Raw genomic sequence first — 24,252 nt, 5'->3', positions numbered from 1 at the left:
CATGAGCCTTGACGAACATCACTATGCGCTGACCGTCCGCTGGACCGGGAACCGCGGGGCCGGTACGTCCTCGTACCGCGGTTACTCACGGGACCACGACGTCGAGATCCCCGGGCTGCCGGTGCTGCGCGGCTCGGCCGATCCGACCTTCCACGGGGACCGGGAGCGCTACAACCCCGAACAGCTCCTGCTGGCCGCGCTCTCGCAGTGCCACTTGCTCTCCTTCCTGCACGTGGCCGTGAAGCACGGCGTTGTGGTGACGGCCTACGAGGACCGGGCCGAGGGCCTGATGCGGACCAACAGGGACGGCAGCGGGCAGTTCGAATCCGTCACGCTGAAGCCCCGGGTGACGGTGGCGGAAGCGGCGGCACCGGATGTCCTCGAGGAACTCCACGTGGAGGCCAACAAGGTCTGTTTCATCGCCCGCAGCGTGAACTTCCCGGTGTTGCACGAGCCGACGGCTGTGGTGGAGGGCCAGGCTGACTGAATAGTTTTCAGGCGGCGCCGTCAGCCGGGCCGGCCGAGGCCTCTGTCCGGTACTCGGACACCAGCCGGCGCTCCGTCTCCGGGCTCATTCCGGCCTTGCGTTCACGGCCGAGTCCGCGGCGGCGTTCATCCGCCAGGGTGTCCCGCAGCGTGTCCATCCAGGGCCGGAGCCGCAGCCCTGCTGTCCGGGCAGCGTCGTTGCTGCGGGTCGCGAAGCCCTCGTGGCCTGGCGGCAGCCACAGCGGCAGCGAGTCCGGGCCGGCCCAGTAGTTCGCACCGTGCGACGCCAGCCAGTCCTCGGGGGCGACAACCACCTCGGAGTCGGCGTCGGCCAGCTGGCGGGCTTCCTCCAGGTAGGCGGCAAAGGGCACCGGCTCACCGACGGCGTTCAGCGCCCCTGTGGTTCCGTTTTCGGCGGCGGTGAGGATCCAGGCCGCGAGGTCGCGGACGTCGATGATCTGGGTGGCGTCGGCGGGGATGTCCGGGACCAGGACGGGATCGTTGTCCCGGGCGAATCGGGCCGGCCAGTACCCGTAGCGGTCGGAGCCGTCCCCGGGGCCGCCGATCAGGCCGGCGCGGCAGAGGTGCGCCTTGTCCCCTGCCAGTTCCCGGGTCAGGTGCTCGATCGCGGACTTGGCCTCGCCGTAGTTATCCATGGTCAGTTCCGTGCCCGGGGCCAGCGGCGGGAGCATCTGGGCGTCTTCGGCCTCGCCGGCCACTGAGTGGTCAGCGTAGACCGAGCAGCTGGAGATGAAGGTCCAGTGCCGGGCCGAGCCGGCCAGCGTCTCGAGGGCCTCCCGTGCCTGGGCGGGGTCCCGCGAGACGTCGACGACGGCGTCCCACCCGCCGCTGCCGGCGGCCCCTTGGTACGCGGCCTTCCCCTGCGCGCGGTCCGCGCGCAGCCAGGTGGCGCCGTCGGGCGGCGCGGCGGCGGTGCCGCGGGCCAGGCATGTGACGTCGTGACCGGCGGCGAGGGCCTGCCGGGCTATTTCAGCTGACAGGAAGACGGTGCCGCCAAGGACCAGGATGCGCATGGGGCCACGCTACGGCGCTAATGTTGAAGTAGACCAGAGCGTTATGCGCCCGGCGAACGCCAGCCGCCTTTCCGGACGCCCAGCCCTGCTGCCGGCCGGCAGCAGGGTTGCAGTAAACAAGGAGTTTTCCCTCACCGATGATCAGCCTGACCACCATCGAACCCATCACCGCACCGGACATCTCGGCTGTCAACCTGCCAGGCGGCCTCATCAGCCTGGGCATCGGCGTCGCCGTGTGGCTGGTGGCATCCTTCGTGATCACCGGAATCACCAAACGGGTCGCGGCGGGCAGCACACTTTTCAAGAAGTCGCACTTCCGCTGGGTGGCTCCGGCGTTCCGCGCCCTGGACCACGAACGCCGCGTCCAGCGGGCAGAGACTATCGGCGCACTGCTCCGCAGCGTGGTCGGCGTCCTGATCGCCGTCCTCACCATCGTGTACGTGCTCAAGTACCTGAACGTGGACGTGGCTCCCATCCTGACGAGCGTCGGGATCCTCGGTGTGGCGATCGGCTTCGGTGCCCAGCAGTTGATCCGCGACTTCCTCGCCGGCATCTTCATTACCTTCGAGGACCAGTACGGCATTGGCGACATTATCGAGACTTCCGAGGTGGTGGGCACGGTCGAGGCCATGAACCTGCGGATCACCCGGGTCCGGGCCGACGACGGCACCATCTGGTACCTGCGCAACGGCGAAATCCTGCGCGTGGGCAACCGCTCCCAGGGCACATACATTCCGCCCGAGACGTCCCCGGCGGACGAGGCCGACAGCGCACCCCAGCAGAAGGCCGGAGAATAGTGAAATGACGATTCCCAGCGCCAGCGACCCCAGCCAGCCCAGGCAACTGCTGCAGAACGATCCGTTCAGCCAGCCCGGCTACACGGACAACTTCTATGACGCCGTGGGCGGCCACGAGACCTTTGTGAAGCTCATCGACGTCTTTTACGACGGCGTCGCAACAGATCCGCTGTTGCGCGCCATGTACCCGGAAGAGGACCTTGGCCCGGCCAAGCGGCGCTTCCTGATGTTCCTGGAACAGTACTGGGGCGGGCCGACGACGTACGGCGAGGAGCGCGGGCATCCGCGGCTGCGGATGCGCCACATGCCGTTCCGGGTGACGCCGGAGGCCAAAGAGCGCTGGCTGTTCCACATGCGTGCCGCGGTGGATGCCCTGGAACTGCCGCCGCTGTATGAGGGAACGCTCTGGGATTACATGGAGCGGGCAGCCCTGTCCATGGTGAACAGCCCGTCAGAGGCCTGAGTGCGGAGGGCGCCGGAGCTTCCTAGAGCCCGGTGCCGGTCCGGACCAGCACGTGGCCGCGGGTGCCGCTGAGCCGGAACCAGCGCCCGGCGCGGTAGAGCCGTTGTTCGCTCTCTGCCAGGAAACCCAGGGTGAGCGCGGCGAACGCGGCCCCGGCCGGCAGGCCGCCGGCGTCGGGCAGTTCCCGGCCCCAGACCGTTGCCCTGGCGTTGTTGACGATCAGCGCACCGGGCTTGTCCGGAATGATCGCGGCGATCTCCCTGATCCCGGCCTCCGCTGCGGTCCGCAGGGCAGTGTCCTGGACGGTGCCGAGCAGTTCCCAGCCGGCCCGCGGCGCGCCGATCCCGGCCCACGACTCGCTGACGGTCACCGGCGGGACGGGAAGTTCGACGTCGTGCTCCCCCGCCCGTGCCAGGCGGTCCAGCACGGCGGACAGCGGCACTGTCACGTCAGTGTCCGCCGGCTGCGCCAGCGCCATGGTCCGCAGGCCCAGGATGGTGGGGGTGGATTCGCCCAGGAGCCGGGGCCGCAGGACGCAGACGTAGGCGGCCAGGACGGGGCCCGCGGCCTGGAGCCGGATGGCGCCGTCGTCAATGGACCTGGCGCGCGTCGCGAAGGTGCGCAGGTCGTCGAGGTCGCGGGGATCGGTGAACTGCAGGGGCTGGGTTAGGACATCAGACACACTACTGACTCTACCGGCTGCGCTTCTTTGGAGCGGCGCTGGACGCCGTCTAGAGTCAGACCATGACTGAAGCCGAAGCCGGACTGCTGGGGCTCCCGACCCAGGACCCCACCTCCTCGCTCATCCAACTTCTCAACCTCGGCGAGCTCGAGGGCGCCCGGACGGACGAGGACATCTTCATGGGTCCCTCCCAGCAACAGCCCAAGCAGCGCGTCTTTGGCGGCCAGGTGCTGGCGCAGTCCCTGATAGCCGGCAGCCGCACCGTCGATCCGGACCGCAGCGTGCACTCCATGCACGGTTACTTCCTCCGGCCCGGAGACGCCAACAAGCCGATCACCTTCGGTGTGCAGCGACTGCGCGACGGGCGGTCCTTCTCGGCCCGCCGGGTCCACGCCTATCAGGAGGGCATGCCCATCCTGTCGATGATCGCGTCCTTCCAGGCCGAGGACGACGGGATCGAGCACCAGTCCGAGATGCCCGCCGGGATCCCGGACCCCGAATCGCTGCCGAGCACGGCCGACCTGCTGGGCAAGTTCGATCACCCCGTGGCCCGGCACTGGGCCTACGAGCGGCCGTTCGACATCCGCCACGTCGATCCGGCGCTGTATGTCTCGGCCAAGGGACCCCGGGAAGCCCGCAACGCCGTGTGGATGAAGACGTTCGGTCCGATGCCCGACGACGCCGGCCTGCACCGGGCGGCCCTGGCCTACGCGAGCGACTACACTTTGCTCGAATCCATCCTCCGCAAGCACGGCATGAGCTGGATTACGCCGGGGATGTCCGTGGCAAGCCTGGACCACGCCATGTGGTGGCACCGGCCGGTCAGGGTCGACGAGTGGCTCCTGTACGTCCAGGAATCGCCCAGCGCGCAGGGCGCACGGGGCCTCGCGACGGGCAAAATCTTCAGCCGGGACGGCCGGCACGTGGCGACGGTGGCCCAGGAAGGCATGATCCGCGTCCCGAACGACTTCAAAAACACCGACCTGAAGAACACGGAGAAGGGCGCCGTGCAGGCCGCCGTCTGATCGAGGGCGCTGCAGCACCAGATCCGCAAGGCCAAGGGCTGCCAGTACTCCCCCGAGGCGGCTGGGACACGGCGTCCTCGGCACACGGCGTCAACGGCACACAGGCCCACCGCACACAAAAAGCCGGCTCCCCCTGAAGCAGTTCAGGCGGGAGCCGGCTTTTTCGTGGCGCTGTAAGCCTTGCGGGCTTAGTCGCGGGTGAGGCGGCGGTGGGTTACGCGGTGCGGCTTGGCCGCATCCGGGCCCAGGCGCTCGACCTTGTTCTCCTCGTAGGACTCGAAGTTGCCCTCGAACCAGTACCACTTGGACGGGTTCTCCTCGTCGCCTTCGTAGGCGAGGATGTGGGTGGCCACCCGGTCCAGGAACCAGCGGTCGTGCGAGACGACGACGGCGCAGCCCGGGAATTCGAGCAGGGCGTTTTCGAGGCTGCTGAGGGTTTCGACGTCGAGGTCGTTGGTCGGTTCGTCGAGGAGCAGCAGGTTGCCACCCTGCTTGAGGGTCAGCGCCAGGTTGAGGCGGTTGCGCTCACCACCGGAGAGCACCCCGGCCTTCTTCTGCTGGTCCGGGCCCTTGAAGCCGAAAGCGGCCACGTAGGCGCGGGACGGCATTTCGACGTGGCCGACCTGGATGTAGTCGAGGCCGTCGGAGACGACTTCCCACAGGGTCTTGTTCGGGTCGATTCCGCCGCGGCTCTGGTCGGCGTAGGAGATCTTGACGGAATCGCCGATCTTCAGTTCGCCGCCGTCGAGCGGTTCCAGGCCCACGATGGTCTTGAAGAGGGTCGATTTGCCGACGCCGTTGGGGCCGATGACGCCGACGATGCCGTTGCGGGGCAGGCTGAAGGACAGCCCGTCGATCAGGGTGCGGTCATCGAAGCCCTTCTGGAGCCCCTTGGCCTCCAGCACGAGCCCGCCCAGGCGCGGTCCCGGCGGGATCTGGATCTCTTCGAAGTCGAGCTTGCGGGTACGGTCTGCCTCGGCGGCCATTTCCTCGTAGCGGGCCAGACGGGCCTTGGACTTGGTCTGGCGTCCCTTGGCGTTGGACCGGACCCATTCGAGTTCCTCGGTCAGGCGCTTGGCCTGCTTGGCGTCCTTCTTGCCCTGGACCTCCAGGCGGGCGCGCTTCTTCTCCAGGTACGTGGAGTAGTTGCCCTCGTACGGGTACAGGTGGCCGCGGTCGACTTCGGCGATCCACTCGGCCACGTGGTCGAGGAAGTACCGGTCGTGGGTGACGGCAAGGACGGCACCGGAGTAGCTGGAGAGGTGCTGTTCCAGCCACAGCACGCTCTCGGCGTCAAGGTGGTTGGTGGGCTCGTCGAGGAGCAACAGGTCCGGCTTCTGCAGCAGGAGCTTGCACAGCGCGACGCGGCGGCGCTCACCACCGGAGAGCAGGGTGACGTCGGCGTCGGCGGGCGGGCAGCGCAGTGCGTCCATAGCCTGTTCCAGCTGGGAATCGATGTCCCAGGCGTCGGCCGCGTCGATCGCTTCCTGCAGCTGTCCCATTTCCTCGAGGAGGGCATCGTAGTCAGCGTCGGGGCTGGCCATTTCCTCGGAGATCGCGTTGAAGCGCTGGATCTTGCCGTAGATTTCGCCGACGCCTTCCTGGACGTTGCCCAGGACGGTCTTGTCTTCGTTCAGCGGCGGCTCCTGCAGCAGGATGCCTACCGTGTAGCCGGGGCTGAGCCGGGCCTCACCGTTGGAGGGAGTGTCCAGGCCGGCCATGATCTTGAGAATGGTGGACTTACCGGCACCATTCGGGCCGACAACGCCAATCTTGGCCCCCGGGAAGAAGGACATGCTTACGTCATCGAGGATGAGTTTTTCGCCGACAGCCTTACGGGCCTTGGTCATTGTGTAGATAAATTCCGCCATGCCTACAAATCTAGTGGTTCGGGCGGGATAACTCACATTCCGTGAGCCCGGATCGGCCACTTAACGGCGTCCGGGGGTTCGGCTCAGTCCCGGACGCCCACGAGGCAGCCGCCGGAGGCCAGACCCGGCAGCACAGCGACGGTGACGGTGCCGGTGCGGATCTGGGCCACGATGCAGTCGCTGCCGTCGCGCACTCCGGCCTCGACGGCGTCGACAGCCAGGCCGGTGGGCGTCCGCCCGGCTGTGACTTCCACAGCGTCGGCCGGAATCCCTGCGTTAAGCAACGACGCGCGGATGCCCGCCGTTTCGGGCTGACCGCCGGCGCGGATGGCGGCGTTCAGGACCGCCTCGACCGTGGACTTCATGGCGGATTCCCTGTCGGGTTTCAGGCCGGGTTTCGCCAGCGGCGACGCAGTGGCTGCCGGTGCCGGGGACGTTGCGAAAGGTGTCCCCTGAGAATCCGCGGCTTCAGAGGCCATGGCTCCGCTGCTGCCGGCCGGCGTCGCACAGGCGGAGGCCGAAAGCAGGAGCACCAAGGTTGCGGCGGCCGGAACGGCCCAGCCGCCGCGACGGGCGTCCCCTCCCGCGGTTCGGGTGGGGTCCGCCCGTCCCGCAGCGATCCTGGCGTGTTGCATCGGGCAATTCTGCCACGCGGCAGTGCCGCGTTCCGGCGTTCCGGTGCCCAGTCCCGGCCTCCACGGCGCTGCCCGCCGGTCCCCGCGGATTCAGGCTGCGGCCCCTTTCAGTTCTCCGGTTTCCTGGTCCACCTCCTCCTCCTCACCGCTCTCGTCATGGATGAAGGTCCCGTGGTCGTGGTGGTCGGCACCGTGGTCGCCGTCCCCGTCGTCGTCCCCTGGCTGGCTCTGCGGTCCGCCGCCGTCGCCGTCACCGCTACCGGGCGCATCTGGGGAACCGGGGCCGGCGGCCGCCTGGCTTCCGGCTGCGGCTGAGCGGGTGAAGTTGGCAGAGCCCCACATGAGGTCGTGGCCAACTGACTCCGCGTCAATTTCGGCGACGTGGTAGACCCTGCCGTCCTTCTCCCAGCTCCGCATCTTCAGCCTGCCAACCACGATGACCCGCTGGCCCTTCTTGATGCTGCAGCCAATGTTGCCGGCCAGCTGCCGGTATCCCTGGACGGTGAACCAGTTGGTGTTGCCATCCACCCAGGTGCTGGAGCCGCGGTCGTACCGGCGCTCGGTGGCGCCGAACCGGAAGGACGCCGTGGCCACGCCACCGGGTGTGGTCGAGCTTCTGATCTCCGAGGCGACGAAGCCACGGACCGTAATGTTGTCGCTCATTCTCATGTCCTGTCTCGAATTGTCGTGCCCTGCCGGGCAGTTCCAGCATCCCGCCGTGGACCGTGGCCGGGGAGGACCCGGCTGTGCCATGTGGATAACCGGCTGCCGGCGACGGTGTAGGGACCGTGTTGGGGAGAAGTCAGGGCCGGCAGGGCCAGCCAACCGGACGGCGTTGACCTCCACCGGCCGTCCGGCACTGTAAACTTTTTGAGGCGTCACCGGCAGCAGCCGGTGGGCGCCAGCGCGCCCCAGTAGCTCAGGGGATAGAGCAGCGGCCTTCTAATCCGCCGGTCGGGGGTTCGATTCCCTCCTGGGGCACAAGAGAGCGGCTCTGACCTGCGACAACGCAAGGTCAGGGCCGCTTCCTACGCCAACTCCTATTTCAACCAGAACATCAGATCCACTTGTTGTGTTTGAACGTCAGGAACAGGATCCCGCCCATGCCGAGCATGAGCGCGAGTGCCATCGGATAGCCGAAGATCCAGTCGAGCTCGGGCATGTCGCGGAAGTTCATGCCGTAAATCGAGGCGATCAACGTCGGCGCAAACAGGATGGCCGCCCACGACGAGATCCGCTTGACCTGCTCGTTCTGGGCGAAGCTCGACTCCGTCAGGAGCCGCATTTCGTCGTTCTGCCGCTGGGCAACCAGGGCCGCGTTGACGGCCAGGGCGTTCTGCAGCAACGCCCGGAAGGCAGACACCCGCTCCCCCAGCCTGATGGCGTGGTCCAGGACGTCGCGGAAATGATCCTGCAGTTCGGCGTCCGGCACGCCGTCCGGTCCGCCGCCCATGAGGCTCTGCAGGATTCCGGCCAGCGGGGCCGTGGCACGCTGGAACGTGATGACCTGGCGGGAGAGTTCATAGATCCTGCGCGATACGCCGGGGTCGGCAGCGAACAGGTCGTCTTCGATTTCATCGATATCGTTTTCCAGCCCTGCCGCCACCGGCTCGTACTCGTCCACCACCTGGTCCAGGATCGCGTACAACACCGCATCCGGTCCAAGTGCCAGGAACTCCGGCTCGGACTCCATCCGCCGGCGCACCCGGGCCAGGTCGGGAGACTCCGCCCGGCGGACAGTCACCACAAAGTCCGGGCCGGAAAACACATGGATCTCGCCGAACTCGACCTTCTCCACATCGTCCAGGTACCGCGCGGGCCGCAGCACCAGGAACAACGTCTCGCCATAGTGCTCCAGCTTGGCCCGCTGGTGGCCGGCGAGCGCGTCCTCCACGGCCAGGTGGCTCAGGTCAAATTCCTCGGCCACGGAGCGCAGCTCCTCGGCTTCGGGCCGGTAGAGCCCGATCCAGGCCATGCCCTGGCGCTGCCGCAGCAGAAAGTACGTCTCCTCGAGCCCTTCCGGGTCGGCGGTCCGGTGACCGTCCACATAGACGGCGTTGTCAATAATCGTCACGGCCGCGCCTCCTCTTCAAGGCATTCGCTTTGCTGTGACGTTATACCGTCCCCGGGCCGGTGCCAACAGCCCGCACTGCCCCGAGGGCGCCGCTGGTTTTCCGGGAACATTCCCCGGAAAGACTGCCGGGAAGAACGACGCCGACGGCCGCCGCCAGGGCTCCAAAGCACAGATGCTGGCTTGGGGCAGATCGCCCGAACCGTGCACACCGTCTGCCCTGAGCCCCGCCAGCCCTCAGCACGCTTAGTATTGAGTGGACTGGCAGGCCGGCAGGGATAGCCTGTGCGCCCTGCCCGCAATCGAAAGGTACGGCCGCCATGACCGAGACACCCCGCAGATTCGACCCCACCAATCCAGACGACGCCTCCACCTCCCAGTACGCGGGGTCCGCTGACGCCACGCCCGGGCCCTCGTCCGCCGAGCAAGGCCTCAGCACGGACGTGGCCGCGACCGGCACCGATGTGGCCGCCACGACGGCGGGGCGCGCCGAAACCTCCCGCCCCGAGGAACCCACGGCTCAGGCTCCCGCGCCGGCGCCCGCTCCGGACACGCGCCAGGTCACCCGTGCGGGAATGGTTTGGGCCGCGGTTGCCTGCGCGCTCGTGGTGCTGATCCTGCTGATCGCTTTCATCCTGCAGAATCAGGAATACGTGCAGGTGAAGTTCTTTGGCCTCGAAGGCTCGGTCCCGCTGGGCATCGCCTTGTTCATCGCGGCCGTCGGCGGCGGCGTTCTGGTCGCCATCGCCGGAGCCGCCCGCATCATCCAGCTCCGGCTCGCCGCGCACCGCGTCCGCCGCCAGGCCAGCCCGGGCACGCGCACGCGCTGACGCGGAAACCGCCAGGCGCTACCCTCTTTCCATGCGCGACGCAGAACCCCGGGCCCAGGCAGCCATCACCACCGCCGCGGCGGACTGGCCCGACGTCGAGCGTCTCTTTGGCGTCCGCGGCGAGCCCTCACGATGCTGGTGCCGGTTCTTTGCCTTGACCGGCCCGCAGTGGTCCGCGTCCACCCCGGAGGAGCGGAAGAACCAGTTGCGGGACAAGTTCGACGGCGGCCAGCCGGCGCCCGGGGTCCTGGCCTTCCGCGACGGGAATCCGGTGGGCTGGTGCGCCGTCGAGCCCCGCGGGTGCTACCCAAGGATCCTGCGCTCGAAGGTGCTGGCGTCGGCCCCTGACGCCGCCCGGGATCCCGGCGTGGATCATGTGTGGTCCGTCAGTTGCTTTGTCGTCTCCCCCGGCCACCGACGGACCGGCGTGGCGGGGGCGTTGCTTGCCGCCGCCGTCGAACACGCCGCCGCGCACGGCGCCACGGTGGTGGAGGGTTATCCGGTCGACCCCGCGCAACGGCCCAAGGCCGGCCCGGCAGACCTCTACCACGGCACGCTGGGACTCTTTTTGGCGGCTGGCTTCACAGTAGTCAGCGGCGAAGTGGTCAGCGGCGCGGTGCCGGGACGCGCCGTCGTCCGCCTGATGGTGCCCCGGCCCGGCAGGGACCGCGGGCGCTAGGGCAGGGTCAGGATCACCGGCCCGTCGGCGGTGATGGCAACGGTGTGTTCGCTGTGCGCGGCGCGGCGGCCGTTCGCTGAGCGGAGGGTCCATTCGTCGTCGTCATAGTAGTAGTCGTCCTTGCGGCCGAGAATCAGCATTGGCTCGATGGCGATGACCAGGCCCTCGGTCAATTTGATGCCGCGACCGGGACGCCCGTCGTTGGGCACGTGCGGCTCGGCGTGCATGGTCCGGCCGATCCCGTGGCCGCCGTGGTCGGCGAGCAGCCCGTAGCCTGCCCGGCGCGCTGCCCCGCCGATCGCGTAGGCGAGATCCCCCATCTTGTTCCCGATCCTTGCCGCTTCGATCCCCCTGGCCAGGGCGGCGTCCGTGGCGTCGATGAGGGCCTGGTCCACCGGGTCCACGGTCCCCACGATGAAGCTGACTGCCGCATCGCCGCACCACCCGGCCAGGAACGCGCCGCAATCCACGCTCAGGAGGTCCCCGTCCTGGAGCCGGTACTCGTTGGGGATGCCATGCACGACGGCGTCGTTGACGGACGTGCAGATGACCCCCGGGAACGGCACTGACGCCCACCGCGGCCGGTAGTTCAGGAACGCCGGGGTGGCTCCCGCATCGGCGATTGACGCTGCGGCGACATCGTCCAGTTCCTTGAGCGAAACGCCGACGGCGGCCGCGTCGCGGACCCGGGCGAGGGTGGTGGCGACCACCCGGCCGGCCTCGCGCATCAGTGCGATCTCTTCGGGACTCTTGATCATGGACATGGCTTTCCCTTCCGACGCGGAGCCGCGGCTTGCTGGCTTCAACTCTAAAGCCCGCCGCGGCGTGTCTACAGTGGCCTCATGACCACCGCGGAACTCATTGACGCGATCCGCGGCAGCCTCCAGGCTGCTGCCGATCCTGGCCGCGCCGCGGGGGCACAGGCCTACATGAAATCGCAGATGCCATCCCTGGGCGTGCGGGTTCCCGAGGTTCGCAGCATTGTCAGGGCCGCAGCCTCGGACCACCCGCCGGGCAGCCTGGCGGAACTGCAGTCCGCGGTTCTTGTGCTGTGGCGCAACGCCGGCCACCGTGAGGAACGCTATGCCGCGATCGAGCTCACGGGGCTCAAGCCCGCAGCCGGGGAACTGAGCATGCTGGCCCTCTATGAGGAAATCATCCGCACCGGAGCCTGGTGGGACCTGGTGGACGGGGTGGCCCACCGGCTGGGCGCCCTGTTGCAGGCCCACCGGGCAGAACTGACGCCGGTGCTCGAACGCTGGAGCCGGGACGAGGACTTCTGGGTCCGGCGGGCCGCGATCACCGCACAGCTGGGGGCGAAGGGCGCCACGGACACGGAGCTCCTGGCCGCTGTGATCGAGGCCAACCTCGAGGACCGGGAGTTCTTCATCCGCAAGGCGATCGGGTGGGCGCTGCGCCAGTACGCCAGGACGGATCCGGCCTGGGTGAAAGCATTCGTGCGGCGGCATGCGGACCAGCTCAGTCCGCTCTCGCGCAAGGAAGCGCTCAGGAACTTGGCGGCCTAGCCAGAACCAGCGCTAGATGATCGGCCGAGTGGTGACCGGCTCGTCCGACTTGGTGAACAGCAGCTTGGTCTTCGGGTCAAGGAAGATCAGGTACAGCGCAAACAGCAACGCAATGATCGCCGCGGCGTTGCGGGCCAGCGCCAGGGCCAGGCCCAGATCCGCGGTCTGCAGGTACGGGAAGACGTCGAGCTGGTCCGAGATCGCGTACACCATGAAGAAGGACACGATGAAGTAGAGCGCCTTGACCTGCCAGTCGTCGCGGATGCCCGTGACGGCGAAGAGCGGGATGAGCCAGACGATGTACCAGGACTGGATCATCGGGGACAGCAGCACGACGGCGGCGAACGCCAGGGTGAGCCGGCGCATCAGGCGGTCGTAGTCGCCGCGGAAAATCTGCCAGGCGACGATGCCGACGGCGAGCAGCTTGCCGGCGTCGAACGCCCACTTGGCCAGTCCCCAACCGTCGAGCCCGAAGGCGTTGGAGATGGAGGCCACGATCAGGCCCACCAGGCCAACAGGCGCGTACCAGATCCAGATGCTGCCCGGGGCGGACAACCCGTTGATCCAGCCGAAGCCGAAGCCATTGACCCGGCTCATGAGATACAGCAAGGCCAGGCTGATGCCGGCCGTGAGGGCCCAGAAGACGAACTTGCGCGGCCAGCTGGCGCCCTTGCCCGCCCAGAGCAGGCCGATGAACGGCAGGAAGACCACCGTGATGGGCTTGACCGAGATGGAGAGCGTGACCAGCACGATTCCGAGGATGACCCGGCGCGTGGCGCAGTAATAAAGGCCGGCCAGGGCCAGGCCGATCATGAGGGCATCGTTGTGGACGCTGGCGATGAAGTTGGTGAGGAACAGCGGGTTGGCCGCCGTCAGCCACAGGGCCCGGTTCGGGTTCACTCCGTGCAGTTCGGCCAGTTTGGGCACGTAGATCACGCAGAGGACCACGCCCACCAGGGCCGCGATCCGGAACAGCATGATGCTGCCTTCAGGGTGCACGTTGGTGGCCCAGACCACGAACTGTTCGATCCACAGGAACAGTTGCCCGTAGGGGACGGGAGCTTCGGTCCACATTCTGTCGGCGCCCAGCTGGAAGTAGTTGGACAGCGCCGAAATGCCGTTTTCGTAGGGGTTGAAGCCCTCCACCATGAGCCGGCCCTGGCCGATGTACGCGTAGACGTCGCGGCTGAACAGCGGCACAGAGAACATCAGCGGCAGCCCCCACGCCGCCGTCGCCTGGAGCGTGGCCTTGCGGGCGCCGGCCCCCCAGACCCGGACGCGCTGGCCGAGCCGCAGCCAGGCGCGGACCAGCAGCATGCCGCCGAAGGCCAGCAGGACAATGCAGAGGGCGACGCCCAGGGCCTCGGTGCGCATAAAGATGAACAGCGGGACGCGGCGGAGTTCGGACGCGGGGGCAAGCCAGCCGACGCCGATCGAACCGATCGTCATGAACAGCGAGCCCAGGAACCCGGCAAGGATCGGGGACCGCGGGTTGTCGACGTCGCCGACGGCCCCTTCCCCCTCAGTGGAGGCCGCAGCCGGGGTGAGCGCGGTCCGGCCGGACGCGGAGGGGCGGGACGTGGACGGGCGGGACGTACCGGCAGCCGTTTCCCCCGCCGCAGGCACAGGCGCCGTCATGTCAGGATCGTCCAATCTGTTGTGGGCCACAATTCCGCCCACAGCCGGCCGCAGTGTCCGGCCCGGGGCGCCGCGTCGAAGAAATCAGTGCCGAAATAATTCGGCGGCCGCGTATTCGAAATCCTAGCACCGGACGGCTCTGTGGCGTCGGAACGGTAGGCTGGGCGGGTGCCTATTACTAACGAACGCATCGTCTGGATCGACTGCGAAATGACCGGCCTGGACACCAAGAATGACGCCCTTATCGAGGTGGCCGCGCTGGTGACCGATTCGGAGCTCAACATCCTGGGGGACGGCGTCGACGTCGTGATCAAGCCCGACGACGCCGCGCTGGCCCAGATGAACGACTTTGTCCGCGACATGCACACACGCTCCGGCCTGCTGGCGGAGCTTCCGCACGGCAAGACGATGGCCGAAGCGCAGGCAGCCGTGCTCGCCTACATCAAGAAATGGGTGCCGGATCCCCGGAAGGCGCCGCTCGGCGGCAACTCGGTGGGCACCGACCGCGTGTTCCTTGTCCGCGATATGCCCGACGTGGTGGAGCACCTGCACTACCGGGTCATCGATGTGAGCACCATCAAGGAACTCTCCCGCCGCTGGTTTGCCCGGGCCTACTTCCAGTCCCCGGCCAAGCTGGGCGGCCACCGGGCGCTCGGCGACATCAAGGACTCCATCGACGAACTCCGGTATTACCGCGAGGCCGTGTTTGTCCCCGCGCCGGGCCCGGACAGTGCCACGGCGCAGCGGATCGCCAAACGCGTCATGGGCGGCGAACCAGCCGAGCCCACCCCGGCGGAGTAGCGGCCGCACACCTACCCTCCGCGCAGCGGGGCCGGTGAAACGTCGCCGGGGACGTGGCGCGGAAAAGTAATCTGCGCCACGTTTCGCGGAAATTTCGGCGAAAATCGCAAAAGTGGCAAAACCACCCCCAAACAGCAGGTAAGCTATTTGTCGTTGCCTTTCCAGCCAGCCGGTTCGCCGGAGGGCCTGATATGGCACATGGTGGGCGTAGCTCAGTTGGCAGAGCGCCTGGTTGTGGTCCAGGAGGTCGCGGGTTCAACCCCCGTCGCTCACCCTCATGAAGGACGGCAGTGATTGTCCGACCTTTTCCAAAGGCCGCACCGGTTATCCGGTGCGGCCTTTGTTGTCTGTATGGGAAGGAATCGCAGTGAAGCGCAAGCTGTTTGAAGAAGACCACGAGATGTTCCGTGAGATGGCCGCCGAGTTCAACGCGCGCGCGGTCGCTCCCCACTACACCCAGTGGGACGAGGACCACATGATGCCCCGGGAACTGTGGTCCGCTGCCGGCGAGCAGGGCCTGCTGGGCCTGGCCGTGCCGGAAGAGTTCGGCGGCATGGGGATGTCCGACTACCGCTTCCGGACAGTGCTGGACGAAGAATTCGCCAAGAGCAACCACCTCGCGGTCGGCCTGGCGTTCCACCTGCACGATGACATGGTCCTCCCCCACCTGCTGGCCTACGGCTCCGATGACCTCAAGGCCCGCTGGCTCCCGGGCATGGTCTCGGGCGAAAAGGTCACCTCGGTCGCCTGGACCGAACCGGGGGCCGGCTCCGACCTGCGCGGCATCCGCACCAAGGCGGTCCGCGACGGCGACGACTGGCTGATCACTGGCCAGAAAACGTTTATCGGCAACGGCATCTCCGGCGACGCCTCCCTGGTCCTTGCCCGCACCGACGGCGGCACCGGACGCGGAAACCGCGACTCGTTCTCGCTTTTCATGGTCCAGAAGGGCGAGGGCTACAACACCGGCAAACAGCTGGACAAGATGGGCCTCAAGGCCTCCGACACGGCCGAGCTGTTCTTCGACAACGTCCGCGTCCCGCACGCGGACCTCGTCGGCGAGGAAGGCAAGGGCCTGCAGTACGCGGCCGAACAGCTCCCCCAGGGCCGGCTGGCGATCGCCGTGGCCAGCTCCGCCGTCGTGCGCGCCACCTACGAGGCGACTGTCCGCTACACGAAGGACCGCAACGCGTTCGGCGAGCGGATCATCGATTTCCAGAACAGCCGCTTCGAACTCGCCGACATCCTCACGGAGGTCGAGGTCACCGAAGCGTATGTGGACCAGGCCATCCTGGCGTTCAACGCCGGAGAGCTCGACGCCGCAGGCGCCGCCCGTGCCAAACTGTGGGCGTCCGAGCGCGCCAAGTCCGTCACGGACCGCTGCCTGCAGCTGCACGGCGGGTACGGCTACATCATGGAATACCCGGTGGCCCAGGCCTACCTCGCCGCCCGGCTGCTGACGATCTTCGGCGGCACCAACGAAATCATGCGCGACGTCGTCGGCCGCACCATCGCCGGCTGAGACGCCGCGACTCCACCTGCACCCGAGGATCTTTCCTGATATGACCGTCCTGCCCATCACGATCTGGGGCGAGCCCGTGCTGCACCGCCGGGCCGCGGAAGTCGAAGTCTTCGACGACGAGCTCCGCAGCCTGATAGCCGACATGTTCGAGACCAACGACGCCGCGAACGGCGTCGGGCTGGCGGCCCCCCAGGTGGGGGTCGGCAAGCGGCTCTTCGTGTACAAGTACGACAACGACGACGGCGCCGCGCCCACCGGCGTCGTGGTCAACCCTGTCCTGACACTTTCCAAGATCTCCGGCGCCCTGCCGGACCCCGACGAGGAAGAGGAAGGCTGCCTGTCCTTCCCCGGCGGCCAGTATCCGCTCAAGCGGGCCGAATGGGCGAGGGTCCAGGGCTTCGACGGTGACGGGAAGCCGGTGGAATTCGAGGCGACCGGCTGGTTCGCCCGGGTCATCCAGCACGAGTACGACCACCTCGACGGCAAGCTCTACGTCAACCGGCTCATTGACCGCTATGCCCGCCGGGCCATGAAGCAGGCCAAGCGCAGCGGCTGGGGCGTTCCCGGCCTGACCTGGATGCCGGGAGTGGACCCGGACCCGTTCGGCCACTGACGGCCGCGGCTGGGCGCTGCTGCACGCGGATTTCCCCACGTTTGACGCCGATGCGCAGGAAATCGCCGGCGGTTTGGCGGGACGCGCCGGCGGCGGGTCCCAAAGGTGGGGAATTTCGGCGGGATTTCCCCAGTTCAGCAGTGACCCGGCCAGCCGGTTCCTTTAGGTGCGGTCGACGGCGGCCAGGATCGCGGCGCCGAGCTCGGCCGGCCGGGTGAACTGCGGCCAGTGTCCGGTAGGCAGGTCCACATAGTCGACCTGGCGGATCCGTCCGAGCTCCGCCACGAACGGGTGGCCGCCGGCAACCATTTCCGTCAGCATCGAGGACGGGAATTCGCAGGCGATGATAGTGACCGGAACCTCGAAGCGGCGTTCATCCGAGAGCTGCTGCCGGTCCTGGGCCACGCCGCGGGGCTGCGGGATGGCACGGGCACGGAACATGGCGCGCAGCTCGTCGGTCAGGTCGGTGAGGTCCTGGTCCTCGAAGAGCTCCCACGGCGGCAGCGGCACCTCGTCGCCGTCGGCCGGGAGCTCGTCATTGATGACCCCACCCTCCCCCAGCGGTCCGCTGTCCACGTAGACAGCCCGGGCCACCCGGTCCGGGCGGGCGTCGACGGCGCCGTGGATGATGGCCCCGCCGCCGGAGTGGCCCACCAGGACCACCGGCGCGTCGAAGGAATCGATCTTCTCCACGACGGCGTCGATGTGGGTGCGCAGGCCGATCCCGGAGCGCGGCGCATCCGCCGACTCCAGGCCCGGCAGGGTCAACGGATGGACCTTGTGCCCGGCCGCGGTCAGCGGCGGGGTGACGTCCGCCCACGACGAGGCGTCCAACCAGAATCCGGGTACGAGGATGATGTCCATGCCGGTACCCTACCGGTCGAGTACCAGCTCCACCACCTGATAGGGGTCCTCGCCCGGGACCAGGTTGTGCATGGTGATGCGTCCGCCCGAGCCGTCCGCCGGGTGCAGGTGGATCTGCCAGCCCCAGTCCGGGCCGTTCGGCGCCGCATAGGAGCCGTTGAGCCGGAGGACACCGTCGCCGCCCACAATGCCGGAGAACTGCATCAGCGCCTTGCCCGTGTGCCAGGAGTCCAGCCACACAGCGGTGGCGGGATCCGCGCCGGACGCGCCGCCGGCCAGGATCAGGAGGCCTTCCTGCGGGCTCTCACCGTCTGACCAGGTGTAGGCGACACTCGCGAAGTGTGCGGCGGTCACCGTCACCGTGGCGGTGGCCGCCGAAGCCTTGTATTCGTCCGTGGGCATGAGCCGCAAGCGGTTTTGTCCCTGCCAGGCGCCAAGGAACGGTGTCACGTATTTCACAATGTCCATGCTGCAGTCTACTGAGCCAATCGATCCTGCTCAGTCCTTGGCCGGCCTTTCGAGGCTCGCCGCGAAGTCCGGGACGTAGCGGAACAGTTCCCGCGGCGGGCGCGTGTAGTTGACGGCCTTCGGCCGCTCCGGCAAGGTCACCTGTTCTGTCCGTACTTCGGTGTAGTCGATGCTGGAGAGCAGGTGGGCGATGAGATTGATCCTTGCCCGGCGTTTGTCTTCGGCTTCCACCACGTACCAGGGAGATTCCGCGGTGTCTGTCTGTACGAACATGTCGTCTTTGGCCCTTGAGTAGTCTTCCCAGCGCAGGATTGCCTCCCGGTCCATCGGCGAGAGCTTCCATTGCCGCATCGGATCATCCATCCGGGATTTGAACCGCCGCTCCTGTTCCCCATGGCTGATCGAAAACCAGTACTTGAAGAACAGGATGCCGTCCTGGATGAGGAGCCGTTCAAAAACCGGGCACTGGGCCATGAAGCGTTTGTGCTCCGCCGGGGTGCAAAAGCCCATCACGTGTTCGACGCCGGCGCGGTTGTACCAGGAGCGGTCCATCAGGACGATTTCCCCGGCGGCCGGCAGATGCGCCACATAGCGCTGGAAGTACCATTCACCGCGTTCGCGCTCAGTCGGCGCCGGCAAGGCGACTATCCGGGCAAACCGCGGATTCAGGTACTCGGTGACCCGCTTGATCGCACTCCCCTTGCCGGCTGCATCCCGCCCCTCGAAGATGATGAGGACCCGCGCCCCGGTGCTCCGGACCCACTCCTGGAGGGCAACCAGTTCCGCCTGGAGCCGCAGAAGTTCGGCCTCGTAGATTCCGGCATCGAGCCGGGCCGGCCGCCGTGCGGAGCCCTTCTTGTGGCCGGCGTGCCCCTTGCCTGATTTGTCCGTGCGATGTGCCATGGTTTCCGTTCCAGCATTTGGGGCGCGCGGTTTGTCCCGCCGCGCCCATTCTCGCCGTGCATCAGAACGGCTGCAAGGGTCCTCCAGCCCGAAGCCGGGACGGGCGCGTCAGCGCGGCACGATCGTCTGTTGCGCTGGGCACGAGGACAGGATCCGTTTCATCGCCTCCTTCTCTGCCGCAGTAACCCACAGCCGGTAGGCCGCCTTAACCGAAATTTGGCGGGCGACGTAGTGGCAGCGGAAAGCCTTGTTTGGCGGCAGCCAGGTGGCGGCGTCGGAGGCACTCTTGTCCTGGTTGGCGGGACCGTCGACGGCGATCAGGTTGAGCGGATCGTTGGCCAGGTGTTCACGCTGCTGCGAGGTGAGCTGTTGGGCGCCCTTTTGCCACGCGTCCCCCAGCGCCACGACGTGGTCGATCTGCACCGCAGCACTGGTTTCGGCGCCGCGCCGGAACACGATCATGCGGCCGGTGTACGGTTCCTGGAACGTGCCGCCGGCCACCTGGCAGCGGGAGCCACTGACGAATTCGGCGGCCGCCAGGTCGCGGCGGAGGATGTCGTTGCGCGTATCGCAGCCGTTGCGGTCGACGTCGAGCCACGCCTGGCCGAAGGCGCCCCGGTCATAGTTGTTCTTCGCCGACCGTCCCTTGACCGCGAGGGTGTCGAGCACGCCGGCAGCGCTTCCCTGCGGCACGGCCCGGACGGCGTCCACCGCGTTCATCCACCCTCGGGCAATGACGGGGGCCTCGCGGGGGCCGGCGATTTGCGGCTCCGCGGCGGCAAACTGGCCAGCCGTGAAGAACCAGACCAGACCGCCCAGGACGGCCAAGCAGGCCGCGGCCAGGAGAATCCAGGCCTGGCGGGAGTGGCGGCGGGCGCGGCGGAAATCCATCCAGGTGACGGTCATGTGGGCGGCCGCTCGCGGCGTTTTGGCTGCACGCCCTGAGCCTATGCGGACGCCATGCCACTCGGGCGGTTGTCCACAGTGTTGGGGACCGGTGGCGGAACGCGGGGGCCTATTGCTCCCGTGTGACCCGTTTCAGGTCTTCGTTGGCCAGATCCAGCAGGCCCTGGAGCTGGGTCACCCGGTCGTCGTTGACTTCACCGGACTGGCGTTTGACGAGGGCGTCGTCCAGCAGCCGCTTCGCTTCTTTCGCGTTGCTCCGCGCGACGTCCAGCGCGTGTTCCAGGGTGGTCTCGTGTTCAACAGCCGGGTTCGGTTCCATGGCTCCATTGTGGTTCCCTTTCCCGGCCGATTCCAGTGCATCGGCCGGGAAAGGAGGAACATGTCCCGGTCAGGGACATTCGCCCTGACTAGACCTCGACGGGCAGCCCTGCGGCCTCGAGGATGGACGCAGCGTCCTTGGCGGGGAAGGACGGCGGGTTGACCCCGGCCATTTCCTCCATGACGCGGACCACCTGGCAGCTGTAGCCGAACTCGTTGTCGTACCAGACGTACAGGACGAGGTTCTTCTCGTTGGAGATGGTGGCCAGGCCGTCGACGATGCCTGCCCGGCGTGAGCCGACGAAGTCCGTGGAGACAACCTCGGGCGAATCGATGTAATCGATCTGCTTGCGCAGCTCGGAGTGCAGCGACATTTCCCGCAGGTAGTCGTTGACCTCGTCCTTGGTGGTGCCGTTCTCCAGGTTCAGGTTCAGGATGGCCAGCGAGACGTCCGGGGTGGGGACGCGGATGGAGCTGCCCGTGAGCTTGCCGAGCAGTTCCGGCAGGGCCTTGGCCACGGCCTTGGCGGCACCGGTCTCGGTGATCACCATGTTCAGCGCGGCAGAGCGTCCACGGCGGTCGCCCTTGTGGAAGTTGTCGATCAGGTTCTGGTCGTTCGTGAAGGAGTGGACCGTCTCCACGTGGCCGTGCACCACGCCGTAGCGGTCGTTGATCGCCTTAAGCACAGGGGTGATGGCGTTCGTGGTGCAGGACGCCGCCGAGACGATCGTGTCCGAGTCGTCGATGGTGCCGTGGTTGATGCCGTGCACGATGTTCTTCAACTCGCCCTTGCCCGGTGCGGTGAGGAGAACGCGGGCAACACCCTTGCTCAACAGGTGCTGGGACAGGCCCTCGGCGTCGCGCCAGCGGCCCGTGTTGTCCACGACGAGCGCGTCCTGGATGCCGTAGGCGGTGTAGTCCACCGTCGAGGGGTTGTCCGAGTAGATGACCTGGATCTGGACGCCGTTGGCCGTGATGGTGTCGTTTTCGAGGTCAACCTTGATGGTGCCTTCGAAGGAGCCGTGGACGGAGTCGCGGCGCAGCAGGCTCGCGCGCTTGGCAAGGTCGTTGTCGGAACCGCGGCGGACCACGATGGCACGCAGGCGCAGGCCGTGGCCGCCGCCTGCCTTTTCGATCAGGAGCCGGGCCAGGAGCCGGCCGATGCGGCCGAAGCCATAGAGGACGACGTCGGTGCTGGTCCGGTCGTCGCCGCCGCGCTTGCCGACAACCTCGGCGAGTTCGGCGCGGAGGAACTCATCCAGGCTGGCGCCGTCGCCCTCGGCGCGGTATTTCTCGGTGAGGCGGGCAATGTCGATCGCCGCGGCGCCGAGGTCCAGCTTGGTCAGGGCCTCCAGCAGCGGGGCGGTCTCCTCGAGGCGCAATTCTTCCTTGCTCATCCGGCGGGCGAAGCGGTGGGCCTTGAGGATATTCATGGTGGACTTGTTGATCAGGCTGCGTCCGTGGATGGAGGTCACCACGTTGTTCTCGCGGTACAGCCGGCCGATCACGGGGATCATCGCCTCGGCGAGTGCCTCACGGCCCATCCACGTATCAAGACAAGAATCTGACGTCTGGCTCACAGAACTACCTTCCTAGAATCCACCCCCTACGTCCTCGTAGGGGGAAGTCGGCCGCCGGAGGGTGTCCGGTACCGGGCACCGGCGGGGATTCGGTCCACCCCGGGCGCCTCATCGAGCGCAAAGAAAAACCGCCGGCTGCGAACGCAGACCCGGCGGCAGAACTTCTACGTTCACCATCAATTCTACGGGCGGCCAGGCAGGGTGGGGTGCCTGTTGCGCGTGAATTGACTCACACACTGTCCGGGGCCACGTCGAAGTCGGCAAAACCATCCGCTCCGGGCGTCAGCCCCACTGCGTCCTCAAGGATCATGTCGACGGCCTTTTCCGCGATCATGATGGTGGGTGCCTGGGTGTTGGCACTGACCAGCCGGGGCATGATCGAGGAGTCAACGACCCGCAATCCCTCCAGCCCGTGGACCTTCAGCCGCGGGGAGACAACGGAATCGTCGGTGGTACCCATGGCGCAAGTGCCGACCGGGTGGTACGAGGTCCGTCCGTAGGAGCGGACGAAATTCACGTACTGGTCGCGGGTTGACACCAGGGAACCGTCGCCGATGTGCTCCTTCTGTATGAACGCTGCCATCGATGACTGCTCCATGATCTGCCGGCTCTGCTGCACCCCGGCGATCGTCATCTCCAGATCGTAGTCATCCGCCAGGAAATTCGGATCGATGAGCGGTGTCATTGTGGGATCCGAGGACGCGACGCGAACTGTCCCCCGGCTGCGGGGGCGCAGGAAGTACGAGTTGAGCGTCGCCCCGAATCCGGGCCGCAGCGACGCAATGCCCGGCTCCGACCGCGCCGCGGGCAGGAAGTGGAACTGCAGGTCCGGGGTCTTCTCATCTGTGTTGGCGTAGCTGAAGCCACCGGCCTCGACGAGGTTGGACGCGAACGGTCCCGAGCGGAAAGCCAGATACTCGAGGCCCGCCAGCATTGTCGCCGGGCGCACCCGATTGAACCGGTCCAGGCTGTGGTCATCGGTGAGTTCGTAAATGATGTCCAGGTCAAGGTGGTCCTGCAGGTTCTTCCCGACCCCGGGCAGGGCGTGGATCACGTCGATGCCGGCGGCAGCAAGGTCTGCCGGGTCGCCGATGCCTGAAAGCTGCAGCAACTTGGGCGAGCCAAACGCGCCGCTGGCGATCAGCACCTCGCGCCGGGCACCGTAGGTTCGCGCGACTCCGCCTTCAATCGCCTGGATGCCGACGGCGCGGCCATTCTTGATGACCACCTTGGAGACGGTCACGTTGACGCGGACAGTGAGATTGGGCCGCCTGCGCGCGGGTTTCAGATACGCGACGGCTGCGCTGCACCGGCGCCCATTCCTGGTGGTGGTCTGGTAGAAGCCAACGCCCAACTGCTTCGCCCCATTAAAATCGCTGTTGTAGGGCAGCCCGAACTCCTGGCCCGCCTGCACGAATGCCGCCGAGAGCGTGTGCGGACGCCGGAGGTCAGAGACGCCGAGCGGCCCTGTGGTTCCATGGTGGGGTCCGGAGAGCCTGGTGTTTGACTCCGAGCGAATGAAATACTTGGACACCTCGGCGGCGGACCAGCCCTCACATCCATAGTCCCCGGCCCACCCGTCGTAGTCCCCAGCCACTCCCCGGGTGAAGACCTGGGAGTTGATGGACCCGCCGCCGCCAAGCCCGCGGCCTTGAGGGAGCGGGATGCTCCGGCCGTTGCTGTGCTTTTGCGGAACACTGCTATATGCCCACTGGTACGGTCCTCCCTTCAATCTCGGGAAGCCCGCGGGCATATGGATGAAGGGATGGCGGTCGGGCCTGCCCGCCTCGAGCAGAAGCACACGGACTGAGGGGTCTTCACTCAATCTGCCAGCCAGAACGCTGCCGCCGGTACCACCCCCGGCGATCACATAGTCGTACTCAGCATCGTCCGGCACTATGACTCCTCAACCATCGCCGAAGCTACCGCTCCTTGAAGCGTTGATTGAAGTGTGTTAGTTCCGCGGCCATGATGTCAAGCATCCGGGGCTGGCGTGCACAGCCGCCGGTAGGCGGCACACGGCGGAACGGACGGGGCCAAGTGGGTGGATGGGTTGACCGATACGCCGGGTTCTGTGTTCCCGCGCTGTTGCCGGCGCGGGAGTAGCGGCCATCCATCTACGGACGCCGTTGCCGACGCCCTCCAGCGGCCTACCCGAACACTCGGGCGAGCAGCCCTCAAACGTGTCCTGTCTGGCCTTGCTCCGGGTGGGGTTTACCTAGCCTTCCCGGTCACCCGGGAAGCTGGTGGTCTCTTACACCACCGTTTCACCCTTACCTGCCCTGTGGCCTGTGCACGCACACGCCGCATGCAGGCGGTCTGTTCTCTGTGGCACTGGCCTGCGGGTTACCCCGAGTGGGCGTTACCCACCACCCTGCTCTGCGGAGCCCGGACGTTCCTCGAGCCACTTGCGTGACGCGCGGCCGCCTGGTCAACCCATCCGCTGTCCATTCTACGTTCTCCCGGCCGGCACAGCCGCACCGCGGCCTTTCGGGGCTGCCGGTGGGAGAATTTAAGCAGGGTTCCTGCTAGTCAAGGAA

General features: G+C 67.2%; 25 protein-coding genes, 2 tRNA genes and 1 other RNA gene. 12 read left to right on the top strand and 16 right to left on the bottom strand.

Translation table 11 applies throughout. The features are described 5' to 3' along the window. Nucleotide 1: 1 nt before the first annotated feature. Nucleotides 2-487, top strand: a complete 486-nt coding sequence (locus tag AC1DFR_RS14505; protein WP_476873721.1) for an OsmC family protein — start codon at nt 2-4, stop codon at nt 485-487. A 7-nt stretch (nt 488-494) separates the two neighbouring features. On the opposite strand, the gene AC1DFR_RS14500 is transcribed toward AC1DFR_RS14505, so the two are convergent. Then, nucleotides 495-1,520: an NAD-dependent epimerase/dehydratase family protein gene (locus AC1DFR_RS14500; RefSeq protein ID WP_476850150.1), complete on the bottom strand. Its 1,026-nt coding sequence runs from the start codon at nt 1,518-1,520 to the stop codon at nt 495-497. Between the two features lie 137 nt (nt 1,521-1,657). On the opposite strand from AC1DFR_RS14500, the gene AC1DFR_RS14495 reads away from it, so the two are divergent. Together AC1DFR_RS14495 and AC1DFR_RS14490 are read left to right on the top strand one after the other, a co-directional pair. Continuing rightward, on the top strand, nt 1,658-2,317 hold the full coding sequence (locus AC1DFR_RS14495) for a mechanosensitive ion channel family protein (protein WP_028277840.1): 660 nt from the start codon (nt 1,658-1,660) through the stop codon (nt 2,315-2,317). A 4-nt stretch (nt 2,318-2,321) separates the two neighbouring features. Next, entirely contained in the window at nt 2,322-2,780 is a 459-nt protein-coding gene (locus AC1DFR_RS14490; protein ID WP_476873720.1) for a globin, read from the top strand. Between the two features lie 22 nt (nt 2,781-2,802). Here the strand turns inward: AC1DFR_RS14490 and AC1DFR_RS14485 are convergent, their stop codons facing one another. Then, a complete protein-coding gene (locus tag AC1DFR_RS14485) occupies nt 2,803-3,462 on the bottom strand; it encodes a DUF8185 domain-containing protein (protein ID WP_476856923.1) in 660 nt (219 codons plus the stop codon). A 62-nt stretch (nt 3,463-3,524) separates the two neighbouring features. Here AC1DFR_RS14485 and AC1DFR_RS14480 point away from each other — a divergent pair, with 62 nt between their 5' ends. Beyond that, nucleotides 3,525-4,487 carry an acyl-CoA thioesterase gene (locus AC1DFR_RS14480; protein ID WP_476873719.1) on the top strand — a complete coding sequence of 321 codons (963 nt, stop codon included), beginning with the start codon at nt 3,525-3,527 and terminating at the stop codon, nt 4,485-4,487. A 188-nt stretch (nt 4,488-4,675) separates the two neighbouring features. Here the strand turns inward: AC1DFR_RS14480 and ettA are convergent, their stop codons facing one another. From ettA to AC1DFR_RS14465, 3 genes are all read right to left on the bottom strand, one after another. Continuing rightward, a complete protein-coding gene (gene ettA, locus AC1DFR_RS14475) occupies nt 4,676-6,358 on the bottom strand; it encodes an energy-dependent translational throttle protein EttA (RefSeq protein WP_026266424.1) in 1,683 nt (560 codons plus the stop codon). Between the two features lie 83 nt (nt 6,359-6,441). Further along, entirely contained in the window at nt 6,442-6,993 is a 552-nt protein-coding gene (locus AC1DFR_RS14470) for a DUF6993 domain-containing protein (RefSeq protein WP_476873718.1), read from the bottom strand. A 90-nt stretch (nt 6,994-7,083) separates the two neighbouring features. Then, nucleotides 7,084-7,656 (bottom strand): single-stranded DNA-binding protein, encoded by a 573-nt coding sequence (locus AC1DFR_RS14465; RefSeq protein ID WP_476856925.1) that lies wholly within the window; start codon nt 7,654-7,656, stop codon nt 7,084-7,086. 245 nt (nt 7,657-7,901) lie between these two features. Here AC1DFR_RS14465 and AC1DFR_RS14460 point away from each other — a divergent pair. After that, nucleotides 7,902-7,974: transfer RNA gene (locus AC1DFR_RS14460), tRNA-Arg, on the top strand. Nucleotides 7,975-8,050: 76 nt separating this feature from the next. Here the strand turns inward: AC1DFR_RS14460 and AC1DFR_RS14455 are convergent. Continuing rightward, a complete protein-coding gene (locus AC1DFR_RS14455) occupies nt 8,051-9,067 on the bottom strand; it encodes a magnesium and cobalt transport protein CorA (protein ID WP_476873717.1) in 1,017 nt (338 codons plus the stop codon). Between the two features lie 317 nt (nt 9,068-9,384). Here AC1DFR_RS14455 and AC1DFR_RS14450 point away from each other — a divergent pair, with 317 nt between their 5' ends. Both AC1DFR_RS14450 and AC1DFR_RS14445 read left to right on the top strand, forming a co-directional pair. Then, a complete protein-coding gene (locus tag AC1DFR_RS14450) occupies nt 9,385-9,894 on the top strand; it encodes a LapA family protein (protein WP_476849002.1) in 510 nt (169 codons plus the stop codon). 31 nt (nt 9,895-9,925) lie between these two features. Continuing rightward, nucleotides 9,926-10,573: a GNAT family N-acetyltransferase gene (locus AC1DFR_RS14445; protein ID WP_476871684.1), complete on the top strand. Its 648-nt coding sequence runs from the start codon at nt 9,926-9,928 to the stop codon at nt 10,571-10,573. Here AC1DFR_RS14445 and map read toward each other — a convergent pair. Next, nucleotides 10,570-11,337 carry a type I methionyl aminopeptidase gene (gene map, locus AC1DFR_RS14440; protein ID WP_476873716.1) on the bottom strand — a complete coding sequence of 256 codons (768 nt, stop codon included), beginning with the start codon at nt 11,335-11,337 and terminating at the stop codon, nt 10,570-10,572. The two genes, AC1DFR_RS14445 and map, sit on opposite strands and share 4 nt — an antisense overlap. Nucleotides 11,338-11,415: 78 nt before the next feature. Here map and AC1DFR_RS14435 point away from each other — a divergent pair, with 78 nt between their 5' ends. After that, nucleotides 11,416-12,099, top strand: a complete 684-nt coding sequence (locus AC1DFR_RS14435) for a DNA alkylation repair protein (RefSeq protein ID WP_476873715.1) — start codon at nt 11,416-11,418, stop codon at nt 12,097-12,099. Nucleotides 12,100-12,111: 12 nt separating this feature from the next. Here the strand turns inward: AC1DFR_RS14435 and mptB are convergent, their stop codons facing one another. After that, nucleotides 12,112-13,737 carry a polyprenol phosphomannose-dependent alpha 1,6 mannosyltransferase MptB gene (gene mptB / locus AC1DFR_RS14430; protein WP_476848998.1) on the bottom strand — a complete coding sequence of 542 codons (1,626 nt, stop codon included), beginning with the start codon at nt 13,735-13,737 and terminating at the stop codon, nt 12,112-12,114. 168 nt (nt 13,738-13,905) lie between these two features. Between mptB and orn the strand changes: the two genes are divergently transcribed. The 4 genes from orn to def all read left to right on the top strand — a co-directional run bounded on the left by orn (nt 13,906) and on the right by def (nt 16,673). After that, the gene (gene orn, locus AC1DFR_RS14425; protein WP_476848997.1) at nt 13,906-14,538 is read left to right on the top strand and encodes an oligoribonuclease; all 633 of its coding nucleotides are present in this window, start codon (nt 13,906-13,908) and stop codon (nt 14,536-14,538) included. 201 nt (nt 14,539-14,739) lie between these two features. Beyond that, nucleotides 14,740-14,812: transfer RNA gene (locus tag AC1DFR_RS14420), tRNA-His, on the top strand. A gap of 93 nt (nt 14,813-14,905) precedes the next feature. Then, a complete protein-coding gene (locus AC1DFR_RS14415; protein ID WP_476848996.1) occupies nt 14,906-16,060 on the top strand; it encodes an acyl-CoA dehydrogenase family protein in 1,155 nt (384 codons plus the stop codon). Nucleotides 16,061-16,100: 40 nt separating this feature from the next. Continuing rightward, nucleotides 16,101-16,673 (top strand): peptide deformylase, encoded by a 573-nt coding sequence (gene def, locus AC1DFR_RS14410; RefSeq protein WP_476848995.1) that lies wholly within the window; start codon nt 16,101-16,103, stop codon nt 16,671-16,673. A 162-nt stretch (nt 16,674-16,835) separates the two neighbouring features. Here the strand turns inward: def and AC1DFR_RS14405 are convergent, their stop codons facing one another. From AC1DFR_RS14405 to rnpB, 8 genes are all read right to left on the bottom strand, one after another. Beyond that, nucleotides 16,836-17,537, bottom strand: a complete 702-nt coding sequence (locus AC1DFR_RS14405; RefSeq protein WP_476873714.1) for an alpha/beta fold hydrolase — start codon at nt 17,535-17,537, stop codon at nt 16,836-16,838. A gap of 9 nt (nt 17,538-17,546) precedes the next feature. Further along, a complete protein-coding gene (locus AC1DFR_RS14400) occupies nt 17,547-18,005 on the bottom strand; it encodes a DUF1579 family protein (RefSeq protein ID WP_476873713.1) in 459 nt (152 codons plus the stop codon). A gap of 30 nt (nt 18,006-18,035) precedes the next feature. Further along, on the bottom strand, nt 18,036-18,908 hold the full coding sequence (gene ppk2 / locus AC1DFR_RS14395) for a polyphosphate kinase 2 (RefSeq protein WP_476873712.1): 873 nt from the start codon (nt 18,906-18,908) through the stop codon (nt 18,036-18,038). A 108-nt stretch (nt 18,909-19,016) separates the two neighbouring features. Next, the gene (locus AC1DFR_RS14390; protein ID WP_476873711.1) at nt 19,017-19,814 is read right to left on the bottom strand and encodes an HNH endonuclease family protein; all 798 of its coding nucleotides are present in this window, start codon (nt 19,812-19,814) and stop codon (nt 19,017-19,019) included. Between the two features lie 109 nt (nt 19,815-19,923). Further along, the gene (locus AC1DFR_RS14385) at nt 19,924-20,133 is read right to left on the bottom strand and encodes a hypothetical protein (protein WP_018773403.1); all 210 of its coding nucleotides are present in this window, start codon (nt 20,131-20,133) and stop codon (nt 19,924-19,926) included. An 88-nt stretch (nt 20,134-20,221) separates the two neighbouring features. Further along, complete coding sequence (locus AC1DFR_RS14380) at nt 20,222-21,712, bottom strand: glyceraldehyde-3-phosphate dehydrogenase (RefSeq protein WP_476871678.1); 1,491 nt, start codon at nt 21,710-21,712, stop codon at nt 20,222-20,224. Between the two features lie 229 nt (nt 21,713-21,941). Next, a complete protein-coding gene (locus tag AC1DFR_RS14375) occupies nt 21,942-23,609 on the bottom strand; it encodes a GMC family oxidoreductase (protein ID WP_476873710.1) in 1,668 nt (555 codons plus the stop codon). A 148-nt stretch (nt 23,610-23,757) separates the two neighbouring features. Continuing rightward, nucleotides 23,758-24,151, bottom strand: an RNA gene (gene rnpB / locus AC1DFR_RS14370) — RNase P RNA component class A. Between the last annotated feature and the right edge of the window lie 101 nt (nt 24,152-24,252).

The organism is Arthrobacter sp. 05T410, from assembly GCF_056396505.1.
This window is presented reverse-complemented; position numbering and strand designations above follow the sequence as displayed.